Source organism: Halostagnicola larsenii XH-48 (assembly GCF_000517625.1).
In the GTDB taxonomy this organism is placed as follows: domain Archaea; phylum Halobacteriota; class Halobacteria; order Halobacteriales; family Natrialbaceae; genus Halostagnicola; species Halostagnicola larsenii.
Genome location: NZ_CP007055.1, coordinates 1,319,799 through 1,335,451 on the forward strand (window position 1 = coordinate 1,319,799; position 15,653 = coordinate 1,335,451).

The following is a 15,653-nucleotide window of genomic DNA, read 5'->3' on the forward strand; positions in this document are numbered from 1 at the left end:
TTGCGTCACGCCGCAGGTATGGCTGCAGAACCGTATTTCGGCGATAGCATGACACTGTCCGTGACGGACCCTCAGGACGGCGACGTGCCGGTCGCTGGGCTCCAGAGCGTGTCGGTCATGCTCTCTGCCGAGCACATCGAACTGTTCACTGCCGATAGCATCAAGCGCGAGAGCGTCAAGAAACGCGAACTGTCGGTCCCGGTCGAGGTGGAGTACGCTAAATTCGACGAGACGTTCGCCCAGTGGTGGATGGGCGTCACCTCCGCCGGCTCCTCGATCGAGGACACCTCAGACGTCGCGCTCTTCTCGATCGAGGGGACGATCACCTCCGCGAACGGCGACACCACCCTCGAGGGGTCGATCGACGACGTCTACTTCGAGGAGATGCCGCTGTGGGAGGCGTCAGAAGGCGAATTCGTCTCCCAGAGTCTCTCGGGTACCGGGGCTGATGTCAGCAACTTCGCACCTGCGGGGACAACGTAATGGCTCGAGAACTTCCGGACGAACTGACGGGTCTCACCGAGGAAGAGAAAGCCGAGCGCAAACAGCGACTCGTCGACGAGTCCAGAGAGACGCGTCGCGAGCTCGAAGCCGAGCAGGAGGAACTCCTGGACTCGCTCGACGAAGAGCATGGCGGAGATCTCATCGAAACGAGGGTCACGCTCCCCGGCGGGAACCTCGCCCACCTTGAGGCAGTCATGAATGGCGAACTCATCAACCGCATAAGTCACGTCGATTCGATGCTCGCCGAACTCGACGACCCGGAGCCTGGTGACATGCAAAACATCGAGCGCTCGATGGACGAGGCTGCAAGCGTCCTCGCGGACGTGACCGTCGAGGCGAAGTACTCCAAAGAGGTGTTCTACGAGATCTACGTTCGGTACGGGCCGGACGCGATTGGAGAACACGTTGGGGCCGCCTTCGACGCGATCGAAGAGGAGGTGAAGCGCCAGGCAGGCGCAGCCGACGGGTTTCGCAAAAAGTAAGCGAGGTCTGAGGATGGCACTGGCCTGTGATTTGACGAACTCCTGGCCGTCAGAAGCGCGCGAAAAGAGCCTCATGGACCGGGTTCTGGCGGCGAAGCTCAAATCGAGACTGTACAACGAGGAAGCAAAACGGTTTGAAACCTGACCAATCATGTCGAGTGAAGCACACGAGTTAGTCGTCCAGATGCGCCCAGAGGGTATCGAGGAGACCGAATCCGACCTCGAGAGCGTCGGCGACGAGTTCGAGACGACGTCCGAGAGCGTCGGCACCTCTGCAGAGGAAATGCAGGGGTTCAGCGAACAGTGGCAGGGAGCGATGACCGCCGTGACCGCCGGCCTCGCAGTCGCAGCGACGGGACTCTTGAGTCAGGTGCCGGTCATCGGCGAATCGATGAGCGGGCTGTTCGCCATCCTCGAGGGCGTTGCCTTCCAGATGGACGGCGTTCTCCGGCCGGTGTTGAGCCCGCTGACGACGAAGTTTTACGAGTGGTCTGCGGCTATCTTCGAAGCCGACGGCGCCGTGGGGACGTTGATCGGCGTGCTGGGGACGATCGTCGCCGTCCTCGGGACTGTCGGCGCAGCCGTCGCGGCTGCCGGCGCGTACATGGGCGGGCTTGCGGGAGCGCAAACGGCCTTAGTCACAGCCGGGAAGGCGGTTATCTCCGCAGTCACGGCGGTTGTCGGGGCGGTCGGCGCGGTCCCGGTCGCGATCGCAGCCGTTATCGCTGCCCTCGCACTGCTCACGGCGGCGTTCATCACCGACTGGAACGGCATCCGAACGAAGACCGTCGACGCGATCAAGGGGATCCTCACGTGGCTCAGGAATCTCGCCGGTGACGGTGCGTCACTCGCCGGCGACTTCGTCGACGCAGTCTGGAAGGGGCTGACCGGTCTCAGTGGGGACATCAAAACGTGGACCGGGAACACGGCGGATAAGTTCACCGGGCTCGTTAACGACGCGGCGGGCTGGGGGTCGGACCTCATCGATGAGTTCGTTTCCGGTATCCGAGACGCGATGCCAGAACTCGACGGCGCCGTCGACGATGTGAAGTCGAAGATATCCGACTCCATCAGCTTCGATATTCGAGCCAACGATCGGATGGCCGAGCGCTGGGGTTCGGACCTGATGCAGCACTTTGGCACCGGGATGGAGATGGGTGCGAAGACGGTCCCAGGGACGGAAGAGGCCCTCGGTGGCGGCGGTGGTGAATCGCCGTCGTTCGGAGCCTCGAGGTCACAAGACGTCGCCGTCTATCTCGATTCCCGCCGCGTTGATCGCGGCCTCGCGAGGCATCGCGATGACGAAACGAACCGACGGGGGCGTTTCGGCTAATGGCCGTCGCGATCGCGACGCTCGAGCGCGATGGCACCACGCTCGAACTCCCGCTGCTCGCCGAGGGCGGTGGGGCACCGCTCGTCGGCCAGGATATCGGGAAACCCGAGTCGGGGCCATCCAACAAGGGGTCTATCAACCCCCGATGGCAGGACCAGTGGTCTCGATCAGAGGGCTATACGCTGTCAGTCCGATACACGGAGAGTGACGCCTACAGCCGGGCGATTGAACTCGCAGATCTGCTCAAATCTCACAGCGATGGCGAGGACCTCCTCCTGAATATCGACCTACCCGAATACGATGACGACATCCGCGTCGCCCCAGCTGCAGAGCAAGACACTGCGGTGACGATCGCCTACGATGTCGGCCAGACGAACTTCGTCGATTGCGAGGTCTCGCTCACTCGAGTGAACACAACGCACGGAAGCGGATCGCAGGTCGCAGAGACACCGACCGCGACCGGAAACGGCCCGATAACGCTCTCGTATGGTTCCCAGAGCGTCGAGTTCCGAGACGATATCGTGGTCGACCGGTCAGTCGGGCGGCCGAATTCGGTCGTTCGACGGACGACATTCGACTTTCCGAACTATGAGGACAAGATCAAGGCGGCGTACGATGGCTTCGAGATCGGCGTTGAGTTCACCGATAACGCAGTTTCGAGAGCTACTACGCTCAAGAGCATGGTAGGGCAGAAACTCGGTCGCACATCTCTCACGCTGGATTTCAACGGGATCTACGGACTCGGTGCGTTCGACGTCGTCCCGGAAGGGTCCCAGGCGCTGCGGACGGTCCGGGCCAGTGCAGAGCAGGGCGTCATCGTCGTCCCGACGCTCAAACTCAGGCGGGTGATGGCCGATGGCTGAGTGGCGTGTGATCGTCAACGAGGAGACTGTCGAGTCGGAGGTCTTCGACGTCGAAATCGTTGACACGGCCAACCCGTTCGGCAACTACGCGATCGCCTACATGGACGACGTCGACGGCGAGAAGTTCGAGGAGGTTCCTCGAGGGACGCGTCTCGACTTCGAGTATCGGGAGTTCGATCCGAATCCGCCGGAGTCGCTCGTCATCGAAGACGGTGAAACCGTGACCGTCGAGTCCGGCGAGACCGAAACCTATGCTAACGTCGTCAACGCCGGGACGCTCCACAACGAAGGGACGATACGGACCGTCGGTGAGAACGAGTACACTCGCCGGTTCACGGGCTACGTCGTCGAGCGTCGCGAGGCCGATCGGAACGGGGCGGACGTGCTCGAGGTCGAGTGTTACAGCTTCGACCAGTTCCTCCGACGGGGCGTCGTCGAGTCAGATCTGAGCGGCCAGAGCATCTTCGAGGCCCTCGAGGAGATGATCACCGAGTACACCCCGATTCAATTCGTCCCCGAGAACGTCACCGTCGGCGATGAGCAGCAACTCACGCGATCGTTCCGTGGCGAGCGAGTCGAGACGGTCTTAAACGAACTCGGTGGGAAATCCGAAAACGAAGAGTTCGGCGTCAACGCAGATCTCGAGTTCTACTTCCGGCCACGGGAAGCAGAGGCCGCGCCACGCGATATCGACAACACGCAGTGGCTCGAGTACGACATCCCCGAGGAAGGCAAGGAATCGCTCAACGAGGTGACGGTCTTCTTCAACGGCGGCGACGAGTCAGTTACTGTCGATCGAGGCGACGACAAGCTCGACCTCCAGGAGAGTCTGGGGACGAACGACCCGCTCCGCGAGCCCGAAGAGGTGACTCGCGAGGAGATCACGAACATCGACGATGCGCGGGACGTCGCCCAGAACATCCTCGACGAGCGTCAGCCGACGATCACGGGGACGGTGACGACCTACGGCCTCTACGAAGCCGAGCCGGGCCAGGTCATCAATATCGAAATCAAGCCCCGTGGGATTGATGGTGACTTCCGGATCGCAGAGGTGCAGTATCTCTGGGGCAGTGACGAGACCATCCTGACGATCGTCGAGAAGCGCGGCAACCAGGACGACATGCTGGTGCGGATGAGCGATACGGTCAAACGCGTCGAGATGCGCGAGGCCGATCGGGACTCGGTCCGCAACCAGATCACCAGCACGAACGTTGGAGCGGTGATCACTCCTTCGGGGACTGTCGGTGGCGTTGCGTTCGACCAGGTTCGGTTCACGAACGTCGGTCGCGACCAGGCCCGCGATGTCTGGGGTGGGGCTGATCCAGTCGCAATCAGCGAGATCGCCGTCGGCGACGCCGCCGAGGGGCTGAGTCGGAACAACACCGAGCTCGGCAACGAACTCGAGCGCGTGTCAGTCTCGGAGTCGTTCCCCGACCTGACGAGTGCCGACTACAGTGCGTCGGTCACAGAGACGGCCATCCGCGAAATCGGGCTCTTCAACGCGGACGGTGATATGATATCGCGGGCGACGATCCCAGAGAGTGAGTTCTCCAGCCCCGTCGACGTCGAATACACACTCACAGTCGAGAACGACGACAGCACCTCGAAGGGCGTCCTGACGGATGCCGGTCAAGAGGCTGTTAGAGACGCGTTGGTGGCTAACGATCCGAACCTTCCCACGCAGTACGCGTATGGCTCGGACGTCACGGACCCAACGACCGGCGATACGGCGCTCGGCGATGAGGTGATCGTCCTCCAGTTAGACGAGCTGCTCATCGGGAGCTCCGGAGACGAGCCGTTCAGTTCGTTCGTCGATCCCGAACCCACCGATCCCGTCGTTGCCGAGGCGGACGAAGTTCGAGACGTCCAATCGAATTTCATCGAAAGCCGTAGGCCTGTTCTCCAAGAAAGTACTGCATCGTCGGACCTAAACAGTGATTACGTCGGTGGTTCTGCATACGCGTTCCAGGAGGAGGGCGACTACGTGATCTACGAGCCGTTTGAACTCGAGTACCTCCTCGAGGCGGACAACATCGGGATCGGTGCGCGGTTTAACACGGACTACGCCGGGTCTGATGGGAACAACCCGACGGTTGAGTTAGCGCTCATCGAACACGACACCGAAACCGAAGTCGGCCGAGCGACCATCTACGAGGGAAGCAGTGGGTTGAGTCTCTTCTGGAGAGGATTCGGTGACGACGATTTCTTCAGTGACCTCTCTGGGGACAGCGCCGACGCCTGGACTGACGGGGATATCGAGCCCGGGACGTATCACTTCCGCCTCGAGGCTACGTCGAATCCGTCAGGCAACGGCGAGGAGACGATCGTCGATATCTTCAGTTTCTTCGATACGAGATACGACTACTATTTCGATAGCGAGGTGAACGAGTTCGGAGATCTCGACGGCCCCGAACTCTACCCCGACCAGGCCCCCGTCGAGTTCACGACGTCCACGCGGCGGGACGTCACCGAGGCCGTGCTCGAGACGGAGTGGAACGACACCTCAAACGAGCAGTTCATCGGGCTTCGGAACACCGATGCAGAGAGTTTCATCACGGCTTCGAACACCGACACGCTCTCTGCAAACTTCCCCAGCTCGGAGCGGGGCGTGACAGTCCAGTACGGGTTCAGTCGCTATCCGCAGGACTCGGACCCGCAGGAAGGCACGCCACGGTACGGTCATAAGGCCCAAGCAGTCACCCGGCATGATCTGACCGCGAACGTGGCCGCGATCACGCCCGATGGGATCGGCATGGCGAACCTTCGGGCGATCATCCAACCCGACGAGATCGTCGGCGAGACGCTTCGCGAGGCCGGGCAGTTAGCCGATGACGGCACGTTGCTCTCCCGGTCGGTCTTCGCCGAATTCGAGGTCGAGGAACAACAGCGGGTGATCTCGAGCGAGTCGATTACGTGGTCGAATCCGTGACAGGTCCACCAATAATCAGTCTTCGCCGACGAGTGAGTAAGTCCGCCCTCCTCTGTCGCCGTTCGATTCTATCAGGTCATAGTGGGTCATCTTCGAGAGGTAGTTCCGGAGCGTGCGCCGAGTATTCGGATCGTCGACGATCTCCTCGTACGCGTCGTATAATTCCCCAGGTTCGACCTCGCCGCGCTCCTCGATGACGTCGTAGAGGATGCGCTGGTGCTCGGTCAAATCATCGATGATCTGCTGGCGCAACTTATTCCGTGTCTCTGGCTCTGCGGTCTCGACGATCTCGTCGGTGATTTGCTCCTCGCCTTCGCGAGCGGCGATCCGGGCAGCCGTATGGAGGATTCCGATACCCACGCGGGCGTCCCCCGATGCGGTGTGGGCGATCGACTGAATCTGGTCGTCATCGATTACTTGCGGTTCTAACCCCTGCCGGGCTCGCTCGGAGAGGATCTCGACGAGTTCGTCAGTTCCGTAGCGATCGAAGTAGACGCGAGTCCCAGCTCGCAGTCTCGAGCGAACGCGGTCGTCGAACCCGGCGAACATCTCTTCCTCGCGATTGGCGATCAACACCAGGTGGACGTGTGGCAAGCGATGGAGGTCGTACAGCGTTTCCGATTCTTCGTGCTGGTCGATCTCGTCGAGGACCGCGACGATCGGCTCGTCGTCGGCCTCCCGAAGGAGTTTGAACAGCTGATCTTTCGGCGTCGATCGATGGACATCGATGGCCTGGTCGATCTCCTCGAGGAGCCGGTAGTGTACGCGAAAGCGGGTGAACTCCTGCCAACAGTTGATGTACGCGGTCTGAACATCGGGGCGCTGGTTGGTGAGCTCGTCCAGGACGTACTTCGCGGTGCACGTTTTCCCGGCTCCAGTCGGCCCCAACAGGAACGCCGTCTCTGGGCGATCGTCGTCGAGAACCGGCTCGAGGGTCGCCGAGAGGTGATTTAGTTCATCGTTCCGGTGTTCGATCTCGCTCGGGACGAAGTCCTCGTGTAGGACGCGGTGGTCGACGATCATACTCGAGACATTCAGGTTCCGTGAGATAAACGTCTCCAGGCCGTTTCCGATAGTTCCGATTTCCGATATGGGTTAGTCGTTGAGGACGTCCACCGCTTCCGCGGGGGAGACGTTATGCTCGAGCAGGCGATCAGCTGCGAGCTGCCACGCGTAGTTCGCGAGCTCGGGATCGGCGTCTTCGAACTGGACCGAGAAATGTGTCAATGCGATTGCAATCAGGAGGTCATCGTCACGGTGTGCTGCGGACATCGTGGGGTCTGGCCGCGGCATCGGACTTAAACCCTTGCAGAGCACACTTTTAGTGCTCTTAGGGCCTGTATTTCAGTATGGCTATTCACGGGATGCTTGTTCGCGATGATTTGAAATGGATCCGTTTTATCCGCGATGAAACGGATTCGATGGTCCGTGTTTTGCTTCATGAGAAGTTGTATGATCGTCTTAGGCCTGTCTGTGAGTATTATAATAAAATAGAGCCAGGTGTGAGTGTTTCTGCACCGCCATATATCAAAGAATGTTTAGATTGGCTGTTTGATTTGACTTTGGAGTTAGATATTTTTGAATGGACAGTTTCTATTGCACTCGTTCCGTTATTCTTCGAGCGGATTACAAGCAGCATTAGCCTTGGAAAGTTCACTTACAAAGCCATCGGAAAATCGGGTTCATTCAAGTCGGGCGGGTGTCCTTCTGGTGGCGGAACCAAAATACTCGAATTACCTGTCGAGGGCTAACCGATGGCGTTTTGGAATTATCGGAAGCGCCCCAGAGACGGCTTTATGCACGTAGTCAGGACCACCAGGTATGCGCGCACACGAACGCGAACGCCTGGTTCTCAAACACGAGCTCTCGAAGTACTATCTTCGAGTCCGTGATCACGACGTCTCGAGTATCGTCCGGCGACTGCAGAAAGGGTTCGTTGACGGTGAGTTTCTGGCGCTTCGAAATCGCGGCTTCGAGGCGATCGTCTTCCAGAGTTCGTACCATGGGTTCGGGAAGATCATCTCGTACCAGGTGCGGAATTCGGGTCACACTGCCTGGGACGAAGTCCTTTGCAAGACTGACGATCCGACGGAGTGGCTCGAACACCATCGCGACGATCTCGAGTGGATCCACTACGAATGGCGAGAGGAGTGATTATGTATCCCACTCAAAATACGACTAAACCACTCCTCTAAATCGTATCTAAATTGCTATACCGACCACAATGCGAGCTGTTAGAGTGCGTAAAGATTTAATAGGACTCTATATCATACTCAAACTCGTACCACATGTCACACATCGTGGCGTGCTGGGAAAATCGCCAAGAGCGTTAGCCGCTCAGGCGTTGGTCATCGGGCAGTTCGCCATACCATATGACCATCGCAAGCGACCATGCGACCAACGCGAGGAGAATGGCGCTAGACTCGCCATTCACCCCGACAATTGCGAGGCCGATTCCGCCGCGTGCGAAGGTCGTGTGAAGATGCCCCTTAATGGCATCACGACAAGTCGGTTTTTTCGCGTGAACCCGTCAAACGCGGTCACGAATTCACGTGACAAAAGTTCGGTATTCATGCATTCCTCATAAAGGGTGGTAATGCAGGCTATTTATATGATAAGTATATTGTTGTATGGTACATGGGCGAGGAATTAAGGTAGAGCATCGACAGGTGGAACAGGTCAGGAGGTAGGAAAGCACACACCTCAATTGGGGTCGTACACCTCCTTGCCCTCGGTGAGGATGTGAATAGGCCCGTATGAACGTGATCGATCCGGAGGCGATTCCCCGGTCGAACCGACGGAGTCGCCGAACGGACGGTGCTTCCAAAAGCCGTAGCCGACGCCGTCAGACCGGAAGACCTCGGCCGCCTTCTTTGCGGTCTCGTGGATGTCCGAGAGGTCGTCGTCGGGGCTCATGACGAAACAGGCCGAAAGCTGCTGGAGTTCGTCGCCGGCGTTCATCAGCGTCGGGGAGTTCGGCATAAAAGAGGGCGATTCCATCCCCTCGGTGAACGTCTCGGCGACGTCTTCGACGTGTTCGCGGATTTCCGTGGGGAGTTCCGGAACGACGGTGTCGTAGGCGAACTTATTGATCTACTTCCCTGTGAGGTTGCTTTAGACCTCGTCGATGACGTTCCTATTGTAGAAAGCGATTACTCATCGTCGTCCACCCATGCCCATTTCGTCGACAGCGTCGATGATTCCTTCACGGAGTTCCTGCAGTGCATCCGAGACATCGTCGTCGAGTAACGACACCCGGCGGGCATCGTCAACGTCCTCTACGACCGCGGTCTCAGTGACCTTGTGTCGGCCTTTGCAGCACCCGCAGTAGTTGTAGCCGTAGGACTTCCCCTGACCCTTACAGGCAGGGCATGTCCGCCGTACCGTGATTTTCTTCTTACTCATCGCGATCATCCTTGCAGACGATGTCCTGCAGCTCTTCGTACAGTCCTTCGTGATGCTCCTCGAGGACTTCGACGTCATCCTCGAGCGCATCCATTTTCGTCCTGATACGGCTCACGACGCGGTAGCGGTAGTTATCCGACACGTCCGCGTCACCGGAGAGAATCTCGCGCTCGCGCTCGGTGAGAAGACCCCGGTATTGATCATCAGCCATCGTTGGCTGTTGGTTCTTCGTCGCCATACATTACTGTATTCAGTCGCCACTACCAAATAGTTACTGGATGCAGTACCGTGACTGCAAGCAGTAACCTTTATGTGACTGCATATAGTAAGTACTGATAGAGACACAGGGTGGTCGGGAAAACGATTCTCGGCCGGGTGTTAGAGCACCCGACCTGTGTCCTATCCAGGACAATGAGTATTCAAACGCAGACCCACGAAAGCGTATCGGAAATTGCATCGGAAACGGAAACCTCAGACCTTCAGCTAAGTGCTGTCGCTGGCGAGCATACATCGATGACCGATGAGCTCCCAGATTTCGACGTCTTCCACGCTGCACGACAGTTCGCGACCGACGCCCTCGAGACCGCGGTCGCGGAGGAGATCTAGATGAGCATCACCGCTGCGGACGTTCGCGGCCAGGACGCCGACCCACGCCGGGAAGACCAGTACCGTGCGGAGGCGCTCGAGATCGAACGCGCAAAGGCGACGACTGCACCGGAAGTCCGGTGTGATGGCGGCGAGTCAGATCACGCCGAGTTGCGCGAGTGTGAGACGCGAGACGACGACAACGCCCACGCCAAAGGAAACCTGGAGCAAAAGAAGATCGCCGAAGCCGAGCTCGATCGGGAGCCGATCGACATCGGTGATCACGTCCAGGACCGCGACGATCCCGACTCGACGATGGTCGTCGTCGGACTGCCGTTGGAACCCGCGAACGAGGTGACCGCTCGCGGAGACAAGACGGTCGCCGACTTCAACACGGACTACCCCGCGGACGACGACGTCGTCGAGGTCGTCTTCCCGGATCGGACCGACGTCGAGATCGAGCCGCTCACGCAGTATGGCTACCCACGGTCTCGGATCGAGATCGTTGCGCACGTCCACGACCGCGACGGCGACGATGGAGGTGCGGAGTGATGTCTGGCGCTGCCGAAACCGAGGACACCGCTGCCGGCGAACTCGAGAGCGAAACCGCCGACGGGACTGCGTTGCCGCGGTCGTTCCTTGTCGAAGGATCGGGCCCGGTCACCGTCGTTCGCGAACACGATGACGTCACCGAGCGCACCGATGGGGAGATATCGATTTCTCGACGACTCGAGACGCTCGAAGCGTTCGCGATGTTCTGGTACTTCCGGGACCTCAAGAACTGGAAGCGCAACGCGATTCGGGAGGTGCTCGCGGATCGCGAGGACTGCACTACCCGCTACGCGATCAGCGACGAACAACTCGAACAGTGGGATGTTCAGGTTGACGGGCGAGCGGAGGCGTTCATCGGCGTCGCTGAGACGATCGTCGATGGTGAGGTTTCCGGGGGGATCGATGGACCGGACCGACGATTCCTCGGCTACGTCGAGAACCCCACCGGGAAGGATGTCGACGAGTTGGTGCTCGAGTTCGCGAAGGATCTCAAGCAGTCTGAACTCTGGGGTCCAGGTGCACGGCTCGCCGAGCTCGTTGTTCGACATGCCGACCGAGAGGATCTGGATGGCTATGTCGCAGCGCTGCTCGACGAGGTCGACGAGTGATGTCCGTCGCCAAGTCCGTCCAAGACGTCGACGAACGCGATCGCCGTGCTGCCAGCGAGGCGATGGTCGTCGTCCCCAACGGACCGGGGCTCTACGAGGTCCACTCCGGCGAGACGAACACGTACGTCGTCGACATCGTTGGCGGCGCGTGCGAGTGCGCCGACTCGAGATATCGGGACGCTCACTGCAAGCACGCGCGGCGGGTCGAAATGGCGATCGGCGAGCGAGAGATCCCCGCTGGCGTGCGCGTTGATCCGACGCTGCGGCTCCGTCGCGGAGGGAACTGATGGTCACACCGCGCGGGCGGTTCGATATCCGGTGGGATCCCGAGGGGCGATCGCCGCGGAAACTCTCGTTCCGTCCTACCGACATGGGCCACTGGCGGCGTGTCGAGCTGGTCTGGAACGGCTGCCAATGGCGAGAAGTCGGCTGGGATCGCGTGGAAAACGTCAGCATATCGGCGACGGGCGGCGTGACGTCGACGGCCGGGCCGTAAGCAAACAGAAGACGCTCTTTTTCGAGCTCTCAATTAGGTTCTCGAGGGAATCAGTCAGCCGTCACCATCGCTGGTGTCTTCGGATTTCCCTCTTCGTCCTCCAGTTCATCAAGCGCAAGATCCCGAAGCCAGCCTGATACTCCAGAATAACCGTCTTCTGCAGCCTTCACACGAATCTGTTTCCGTTCCTCTTCAGTCACGTACGTCGTTAGCTGCTTGTCCCGCTCGCTCATACTTCTGCCATTCTACCACAGTAACATAAGAATGTAGCATTCGGAAGTGCTACACTACATTAGCACGAGACGGTAATATTATGGTGGTGCGTAGTAATGCAGTAGCATGGCGCGACCGTCGTTCACGATGCCTGATGAAATGTTGGAGGACCTCGAGGGGCGCGCCGGCGAGGACGGGAACAAAAGCAGATATGTTCGCGAAGCTCTCGTCGCGCGATTCGAGGCCGAAGACAGTGGAGAGTGGGAAGCTCCCGAATCGTACACTGTCGAGACGAACGCGCTGTAGCGAATCGACTCACCAATCAACTGCGATCCGGGGCGTTCCAGCGCCCCGAATAAATTCAGAACCTCATGCACGCAAACGCCCCGCGGGGGCCTTACTATGGTCTCCATACGCGGCCGAAACAGTCAGCTAATCCTGACTATCGCATTTTCGGAACCATTGCGGAGACGCCAAGAGACGCCTCGAAGACGCTTCTCTCGGCGGTAATAGGCACTTACCAGTGCTATCGGAAAGGCGGAATCGACGCTCATGCACTTATGGGGAAGCTAGATGAACAGTGCAATCGACCACGTGCGAACCCCACCGGGAACGCCCAATCTATCCAGGATACGGCGTCCCCGGCAGTTCGCAGGTCACGGACTAACCACGCAGTCACGCAACCAATGACCACTAACCACGCAGTCACGCAACCAATGACCACTAACCACGCAGTCACACAAGACGGTACCGAATCGGATACCACCACTACCACCACCAGCGACTACCTCGGGGGCGTACTCGAGCGCGCCGAGCTCCGGACTGGCGTCGTTTTCCACGGAGGGGCAGCATGACGGCCACCGGCGAGTTTCCCGACGACCGGGACGATCGCGATCGAGTCGACCTCAATAAGGCGGGTGCGGTCGAGTCCATCGTCGAGACCTTCGCGGCGATCGCCGAGCGAGCCCGCCTCGAGGACGACGACATCGACCAAGACTCCGCGGAACTCCGGCGGATCAAGACGGCCCGTCGCTTCGACGCCGCCGAGAAACAAAGCCACTACGCCGAGCCGCTCGAAGGTACCCCGACCGCCGGTTGCTACGGATACCTCGTTGGGGATCCAGACGGAGAGGAGTGGCTCTCGACGAACTACGTCGTCTACACGAGTGATCGGCGATGACCGACTGTACGACTTGCGGGAATCGGGATTACCTCTGCCAGGAGTGCAAACACGAGGCTCTCGAGGCCCGCCACGGAACGCCCGCGGACAACTTTGATACCGACGAGGGGATCCACTGCTGGGTCCAGGCGCTCGACGAAACGTGGTGCGCGTCGATGTACCTCGAGGGAAGCCGGCACGTCGGCGCGTGTGGAACGATCCACGAGACGCCGGTCGAAGGCGTCCGATACGATCCGCGCCGGCTCGAGTCCGAAGACGTCTGTCCGGACTGTCTTGAGGCGCTCGAGGATGATGACGAAGTCTCGCTTCCCGACGGTGGTCGGTTCGAGCGGGCGACGGAGCTCCGAGCCGACGGCGGCCTCGAGGAGATCACCCGCCGAGAGACGATCGTCGCGACCGACGACGGCATCGCGATCGGAGAGGACGCGGCCCCGGAGGTTGGTCGCGATGACTGAGGGAGTCAGCCGTCCGAAGTGGGTAGCCAAATCCCACGGTGGCCGGTGCGAATGTGGAAGCACCGATGACGTCATCCAGTGGGAGAACATCGAGACCGGCGAGGTGGAGGGCGTCTGTATCAACTGTAACGACGCAGCCGCGGCAGCGAGGAGGTCAGCATGACCGGGAACTCCTCGAAAGGTATGGAGCGCGAGAACCTCCCTCCACAGTGTCAGTTGTGCCAGCTACTCGACTACCGAGGCGACTTCATCAACGAACCCGAGGGAATGGTCGAAGTTGCACGTGACGACGGTGGGTCGAAGATCGTCCACTGCTGTGAGCGGTGCGCTGAGGAACTGTTCGATGATCCAGAGTTCACCGCTTACGAGTGCTGCGAGGTCTGTGCCGAACCTCTCGAGGGGGAGACGACCATGGTCCCGACTGGAGAGGCACACGTCGAATGTGCGGAGGCCGATCCGATGTCAGGAGCGTGGTTCCGATGAGTGAACCCGCAGCTGGACTTCGCCGCCTCGCCGACGTCGTCGACACCCTCCAGGACGCTCCGCTCGAAGTCGACAGCGCTCAACTTCTCGAGGTCGACGAGAACAAACTCCGCGGTCAGCTCACCGTCACTGTTCGCGACGGCGATCTCGATACAGTCGCCGGCGACGAACTGGACAACCAACCCGACACCGACCAGGAAGAGATCGCCGTCGACGGCGAGCCGGAAGACACCGACGAAGCCGAGGAGACGGTAGACCTCCTGGACCACACCAAGACCGAGGACCTCGAGCTCGCCTACGACGAGGCAGACGGCAATATCAGTCAGGCCTCCGAGCGATTCGAAGTCGGATATGCTGCGGTGTACCGACGGATGAAAGATCACGGGGTCCACGAAACCGATAGTGAAAACGGCAGCTCCACCGAGGACGACACCGAGTCAGAACCAGAGTCAGAGGCACCAGTCGACCTCGAGGAGGATGCCGCGGACGACGCGCCGGCGGGCACCGGCGACGATGTCCAGGAAACCACTGACGAGATCACCGTCGACGCCGTCGACGGAGAGACAGACGAGCCAGACATCGCGCTCCCCGACGGGGTAACCGAGGCCGACGTCCAGGCTGCGGTCAACCAGCACGACGGGCTTGGTGACGTTGCCGCCGATCTCGGCGTGAGCCGGGGACGCGCGCGTACTATCACAGTCTCGCTGGGACTCTACGGTGACGTCCAGGATATTCGCCGAGGTGGTCGGTGATGGCGGACCCATGGCGATACCGGTGCCCCAAAGGCCACTCCAACATCGAGCGCCACACCGCCGAAAACGCGCACCGCTGTAACTCGTGTCACGTCGTCTACGCGGGCGCGCCGGTCGACGCAAAAGAAGTCGACGGCTTCCCAGTCGAACGGGAGATCATCCGCGAGAAGAAAGAGATCGGCCCTAAAACGGTGCTCGAGTCGCTGCTCGAGATCGCCGATGACCCAGTCCGGAACTGGATCCAAACGCGAGAGATCGCGGCGGACGTCGGCGCGGACCCTCGGCAGATCGGGCAGATACTATCGCACCTCGAGGACGACGGCCGCGTCGAACGACTCCCAGACAAGACCCACCCGTGCTGGTCGGTCGCTGGCGATGCACGCGCCACCGCGGATCCGCGGACGATCGGCCTGCTCGTCCTAGTGATCGGCCTGGTGGCGACGATCGTCGCCGGCGGGGTGACCGCCATATGAGCGCGGTGTCCCTGTCTCCTGACCCGGCCAGTGAACGCCGCCGAGCTGCGGAGATGTCGATCGGCGAGGTCAGCGACCACATCACGACCGACACCTGGCCCGCTCGGGTCGGAACCGACGTCGATCTTCGCGACGCCTGGAAGGACGCTAAGCCAGTCCACTATCCGAGCGCGTCGAACGCGTGCGTGGCGAGACTCTACGAGATGGAGGTCATACTCCTCGCCCGTCAGGGAGCGCTCGTGACCTGCATCCCGCTGTGGCATCGGGCGGAGCAAGAACAGCAGTACGTCCGATCACAGGTGAGCCACGATGAATAGTTCGTATAGCGATCAGTGGTTTA

At 60.2% G+C, this 15,653-nt stretch carries 25 protein-coding genes and 1 pseudogene; 20 read left to right on the plus strand and 6 right to left on the minus strand.

The features are described 5' to 3' along the window. Window positions 1-18: 18 nt before the first annotated feature. The 6 genes from HALLA_RS06640 to HALLA_RS06660 are packed head-to-tail and all read left to right on the plus strand — an operon-like array spanning window position 19 to window position 6,111. Window positions 19-483 carry a hypothetical protein gene (locus tag HALLA_RS06640; protein WP_049952653.1) on the plus strand — a complete coding sequence of 155 codons (465 nt, stop codon included), beginning with the start codon at window positions 19-21 and terminating at the stop codon, window positions 481-483. Next, window positions 483-986: a hypothetical protein gene (locus HALLA_RS06645; protein ID WP_049952654.1), complete on the plus strand. Its 504-nt coding sequence runs from the start codon at window positions 483-485 to the stop codon at window positions 984-986. The genes HALLA_RS06640 and HALLA_RS06645 overlap by 1 nt, the downstream gene beginning before the upstream one ends. Window positions 987-999: 13 nt before the next feature. Beyond that, entirely contained in the window at window positions 1,000-1,131 is a 132-nt protein-coding gene (locus HALLA_RS21600; RefSeq protein ID WP_277921477.1) for a hypothetical protein, read from the plus strand. 6 nt (window positions 1,132-1,137) lie between these two features. After that, window positions 1,138-2,319: a hypothetical protein gene (locus tag HALLA_RS06650; protein WP_049952655.1), complete on the plus strand. Its 1,182-nt coding sequence runs from the start codon at window positions 1,138-1,140 to the stop codon at window positions 2,317-2,319. Further along, entirely contained in the window at window positions 2,319-3,182 is an 864-nt protein-coding gene (locus HALLA_RS06655; protein ID WP_049952656.1) for a hypothetical protein, read from the plus strand. The genes HALLA_RS06650 and HALLA_RS06655 overlap by 1 nt, the downstream gene beginning before the upstream one ends. Beyond that, entirely contained in the window at window positions 3,175-6,111 is a 2,937-nt protein-coding gene (locus HALLA_RS06660) for a hypothetical protein (protein ID WP_049952657.1), read from the plus strand. The genes HALLA_RS06655 and HALLA_RS06660 overlap by 8 nt, the downstream gene beginning before the upstream one ends. Before the next feature lie 15 nt (window positions 6,112-6,126). On the opposite strand, the gene HALLA_RS06665 is transcribed toward HALLA_RS06660, so the two are convergent. Beyond that, window positions 6,127-7,134, minus strand: coding sequence for a Cdc6/Cdc18 family protein (locus tag HALLA_RS06665; RefSeq protein ID WP_049952658.1), 1,008 nt, complete (start codon window positions 7,132-7,134; stop codon window positions 6,127-6,129). 72 nt (window positions 7,135-7,206) lie between these two features. After that, window positions 7,207-7,383 carry a hypothetical protein gene (locus HALLA_RS20995; RefSeq protein ID WP_169732120.1) on the minus strand — a complete coding sequence of 59 codons (177 nt, stop codon included), beginning with the start codon at window positions 7,381-7,383 and terminating at the stop codon, window positions 7,207-7,209. A 77-nt stretch (window positions 7,384-7,460) separates the two neighbouring features. Between HALLA_RS20995 and HALLA_RS20520 the strand changes: the two genes are divergently transcribed. Beyond that, a complete protein-coding gene (locus tag HALLA_RS20520; protein ID WP_157231338.1) occupies window positions 7,461-7,862 on the plus strand; it encodes a hypothetical protein in 402 nt (133 codons plus the stop codon). A 70-nt stretch (window positions 7,863-7,932) separates the two neighbouring features. Then, entirely contained in the window at window positions 7,933-8,265 is a 333-nt protein-coding gene (locus HALLA_RS06670) for a hypothetical protein (RefSeq protein ID WP_049952660.1), read from the plus strand. Window positions 8,266-8,824: 559 nt separating this feature from the next. Here the strand turns inward: HALLA_RS06670 and HALLA_RS19920 are convergent. From HALLA_RS19920 to HALLA_RS06685, 3 genes and pseudogenes are all read right to left on the minus strand, one after another. Then, window positions 8,825-9,204 (minus strand): annotated as a pseudogene (locus tag HALLA_RS19920) (adenosylcobalamin-dependent ribonucleoside-diphosphate reductase); the annotation flags it as partial. Between the two features lie 63 nt (window positions 9,205-9,267). Next, entirely contained in the window at window positions 9,268-9,516 is a 249-nt protein-coding gene (locus HALLA_RS21000) for a hypothetical protein (protein WP_169732089.1), read from the minus strand. After that, window positions 9,509-9,727, minus strand: a complete 219-nt coding sequence (locus tag HALLA_RS06685; protein ID WP_049954024.1) for a hypothetical protein — start codon at window positions 9,725-9,727, stop codon at window positions 9,509-9,511. Before HALLA_RS06685 ends, HALLA_RS21000 begins: the two co-directional genes overlap by 8 nt. Window positions 9,728-10,122: 395 nt before the next feature. Between HALLA_RS06685 and HALLA_RS06695 the strand changes: the two genes are divergently transcribed. The 4 genes from HALLA_RS06695 to HALLA_RS06710 are packed head-to-tail and all read left to right on the plus strand — an operon-like array spanning window position 10,123 to window position 11,757. Continuing rightward, the gene (locus HALLA_RS06695; RefSeq protein WP_049952666.1) at window positions 10,123-10,653 is read left to right on the plus strand and encodes a hypothetical protein; all 531 of its coding nucleotides are present in this window, start codon (window positions 10,123-10,125) and stop codon (window positions 10,651-10,653) included. Next, window positions 10,653-11,261, plus strand: coding sequence for a hypothetical protein (locus HALLA_RS06700; RefSeq protein WP_049952667.1), 609 nt, complete (start codon window positions 10,653-10,655; stop codon window positions 11,259-11,261). The genes HALLA_RS06695 and HALLA_RS06700 overlap by 1 nt, the downstream gene beginning before the upstream one ends. Then, on the plus strand, window positions 11,261-11,548 hold the full coding sequence (locus HALLA_RS06705; protein ID WP_049952668.1) for a hypothetical protein: 288 nt from the start codon (window positions 11,261-11,263) through the stop codon (window positions 11,546-11,548). Before HALLA_RS06700 ends, HALLA_RS06705 begins: the two co-directional genes overlap by 1 nt. Then, window positions 11,548-11,757: a hypothetical protein gene (locus tag HALLA_RS06710; protein WP_049952669.1), complete on the plus strand. Its 210-nt coding sequence runs from the start codon at window positions 11,548-11,550 to the stop codon at window positions 11,755-11,757. Before HALLA_RS06705 ends, HALLA_RS06710 begins: the two co-directional genes overlap by 1 nt. A gap of 50 nt (window positions 11,758-11,807) precedes the next feature. Here the strand turns inward: HALLA_RS06710 and HALLA_RS19925 are convergent, their stop codons facing one another. Then, on the minus strand, window positions 11,808-11,990 hold the full coding sequence (locus HALLA_RS19925) for a plasmid mobilization protein (protein ID WP_084568945.1): 183 nt from the start codon (window positions 11,988-11,990) through the stop codon (window positions 11,808-11,810). A gap of 127 nt (window positions 11,991-12,117) precedes the next feature. On the opposite strand from HALLA_RS19925, the gene HALLA_RS21005 reads away from it, so the two are divergent. The 8 genes from HALLA_RS21005 to HALLA_RS06750 all read left to right on the plus strand — a co-directional run bounded on the left by HALLA_RS21005 (window position 12,118) and on the right by HALLA_RS06750 (window position 15,630). Further along, window positions 12,118-12,276 carry a hypothetical protein gene (locus HALLA_RS21005; RefSeq protein ID WP_169732121.1) on the plus strand — a complete coding sequence of 53 codons (159 nt, stop codon included), beginning with the start codon at window positions 12,118-12,120 and terminating at the stop codon, window positions 12,274-12,276. Window positions 12,277-12,686: 410 nt separating this feature from the next. Then, window positions 12,687-12,824, plus strand: a complete 138-nt coding sequence (locus tag HALLA_RS20525) for a hypothetical protein (RefSeq protein WP_157231339.1) — start codon at window positions 12,687-12,689, stop codon at window positions 12,822-12,824. Further along, a complete protein-coding gene (locus HALLA_RS06725) occupies window positions 12,821-13,150 on the plus strand; it encodes a hypothetical protein (RefSeq protein ID WP_049952673.1) in 330 nt (109 codons plus the stop codon). The genes HALLA_RS20525 and HALLA_RS06725 overlap by 4 nt, the downstream gene beginning before the upstream one ends. Beyond that, window positions 13,147-13,605 carry a hypothetical protein gene (locus HALLA_RS06730; RefSeq protein ID WP_049952675.1) on the plus strand — a complete coding sequence of 153 codons (459 nt, stop codon included), beginning with the start codon at window positions 13,147-13,149 and terminating at the stop codon, window positions 13,603-13,605. Before HALLA_RS06725 ends, HALLA_RS06730 begins: the two co-directional genes overlap by 4 nt. Before the next feature lie 159 nt (window positions 13,606-13,764). Continuing rightward, on the plus strand, window positions 13,765-14,088 hold the full coding sequence (locus HALLA_RS06735) for a hypothetical protein (RefSeq protein ID WP_157231341.1): 324 nt from the start codon (window positions 13,765-13,767) through the stop codon (window positions 14,086-14,088). Continuing rightward, window positions 14,085-14,840: a hypothetical protein gene (locus tag HALLA_RS06740; protein ID WP_049952677.1), complete on the plus strand. Its 756-nt coding sequence runs from the start codon at window positions 14,085-14,087 to the stop codon at window positions 14,838-14,840. Before HALLA_RS06735 ends, HALLA_RS06740 begins: the two co-directional genes overlap by 4 nt. Then, window positions 14,840-15,313 carry a hypothetical protein gene (locus HALLA_RS06745; RefSeq protein ID WP_049952678.1) on the plus strand — a complete coding sequence of 158 codons (474 nt, stop codon included), beginning with the start codon at window positions 14,840-14,842 and terminating at the stop codon, window positions 15,311-15,313. The genes HALLA_RS06740 and HALLA_RS06745 overlap by 1 nt, the downstream gene beginning before the upstream one ends. After that, entirely contained in the window at window positions 15,310-15,630 is a 321-nt protein-coding gene (locus tag HALLA_RS06750) for a hypothetical protein (RefSeq protein WP_049952679.1), read from the plus strand. Before HALLA_RS06745 ends, HALLA_RS06750 begins: the two co-directional genes overlap by 4 nt. Window positions 15,631-15,653 lie beyond the last annotated feature (23 nt).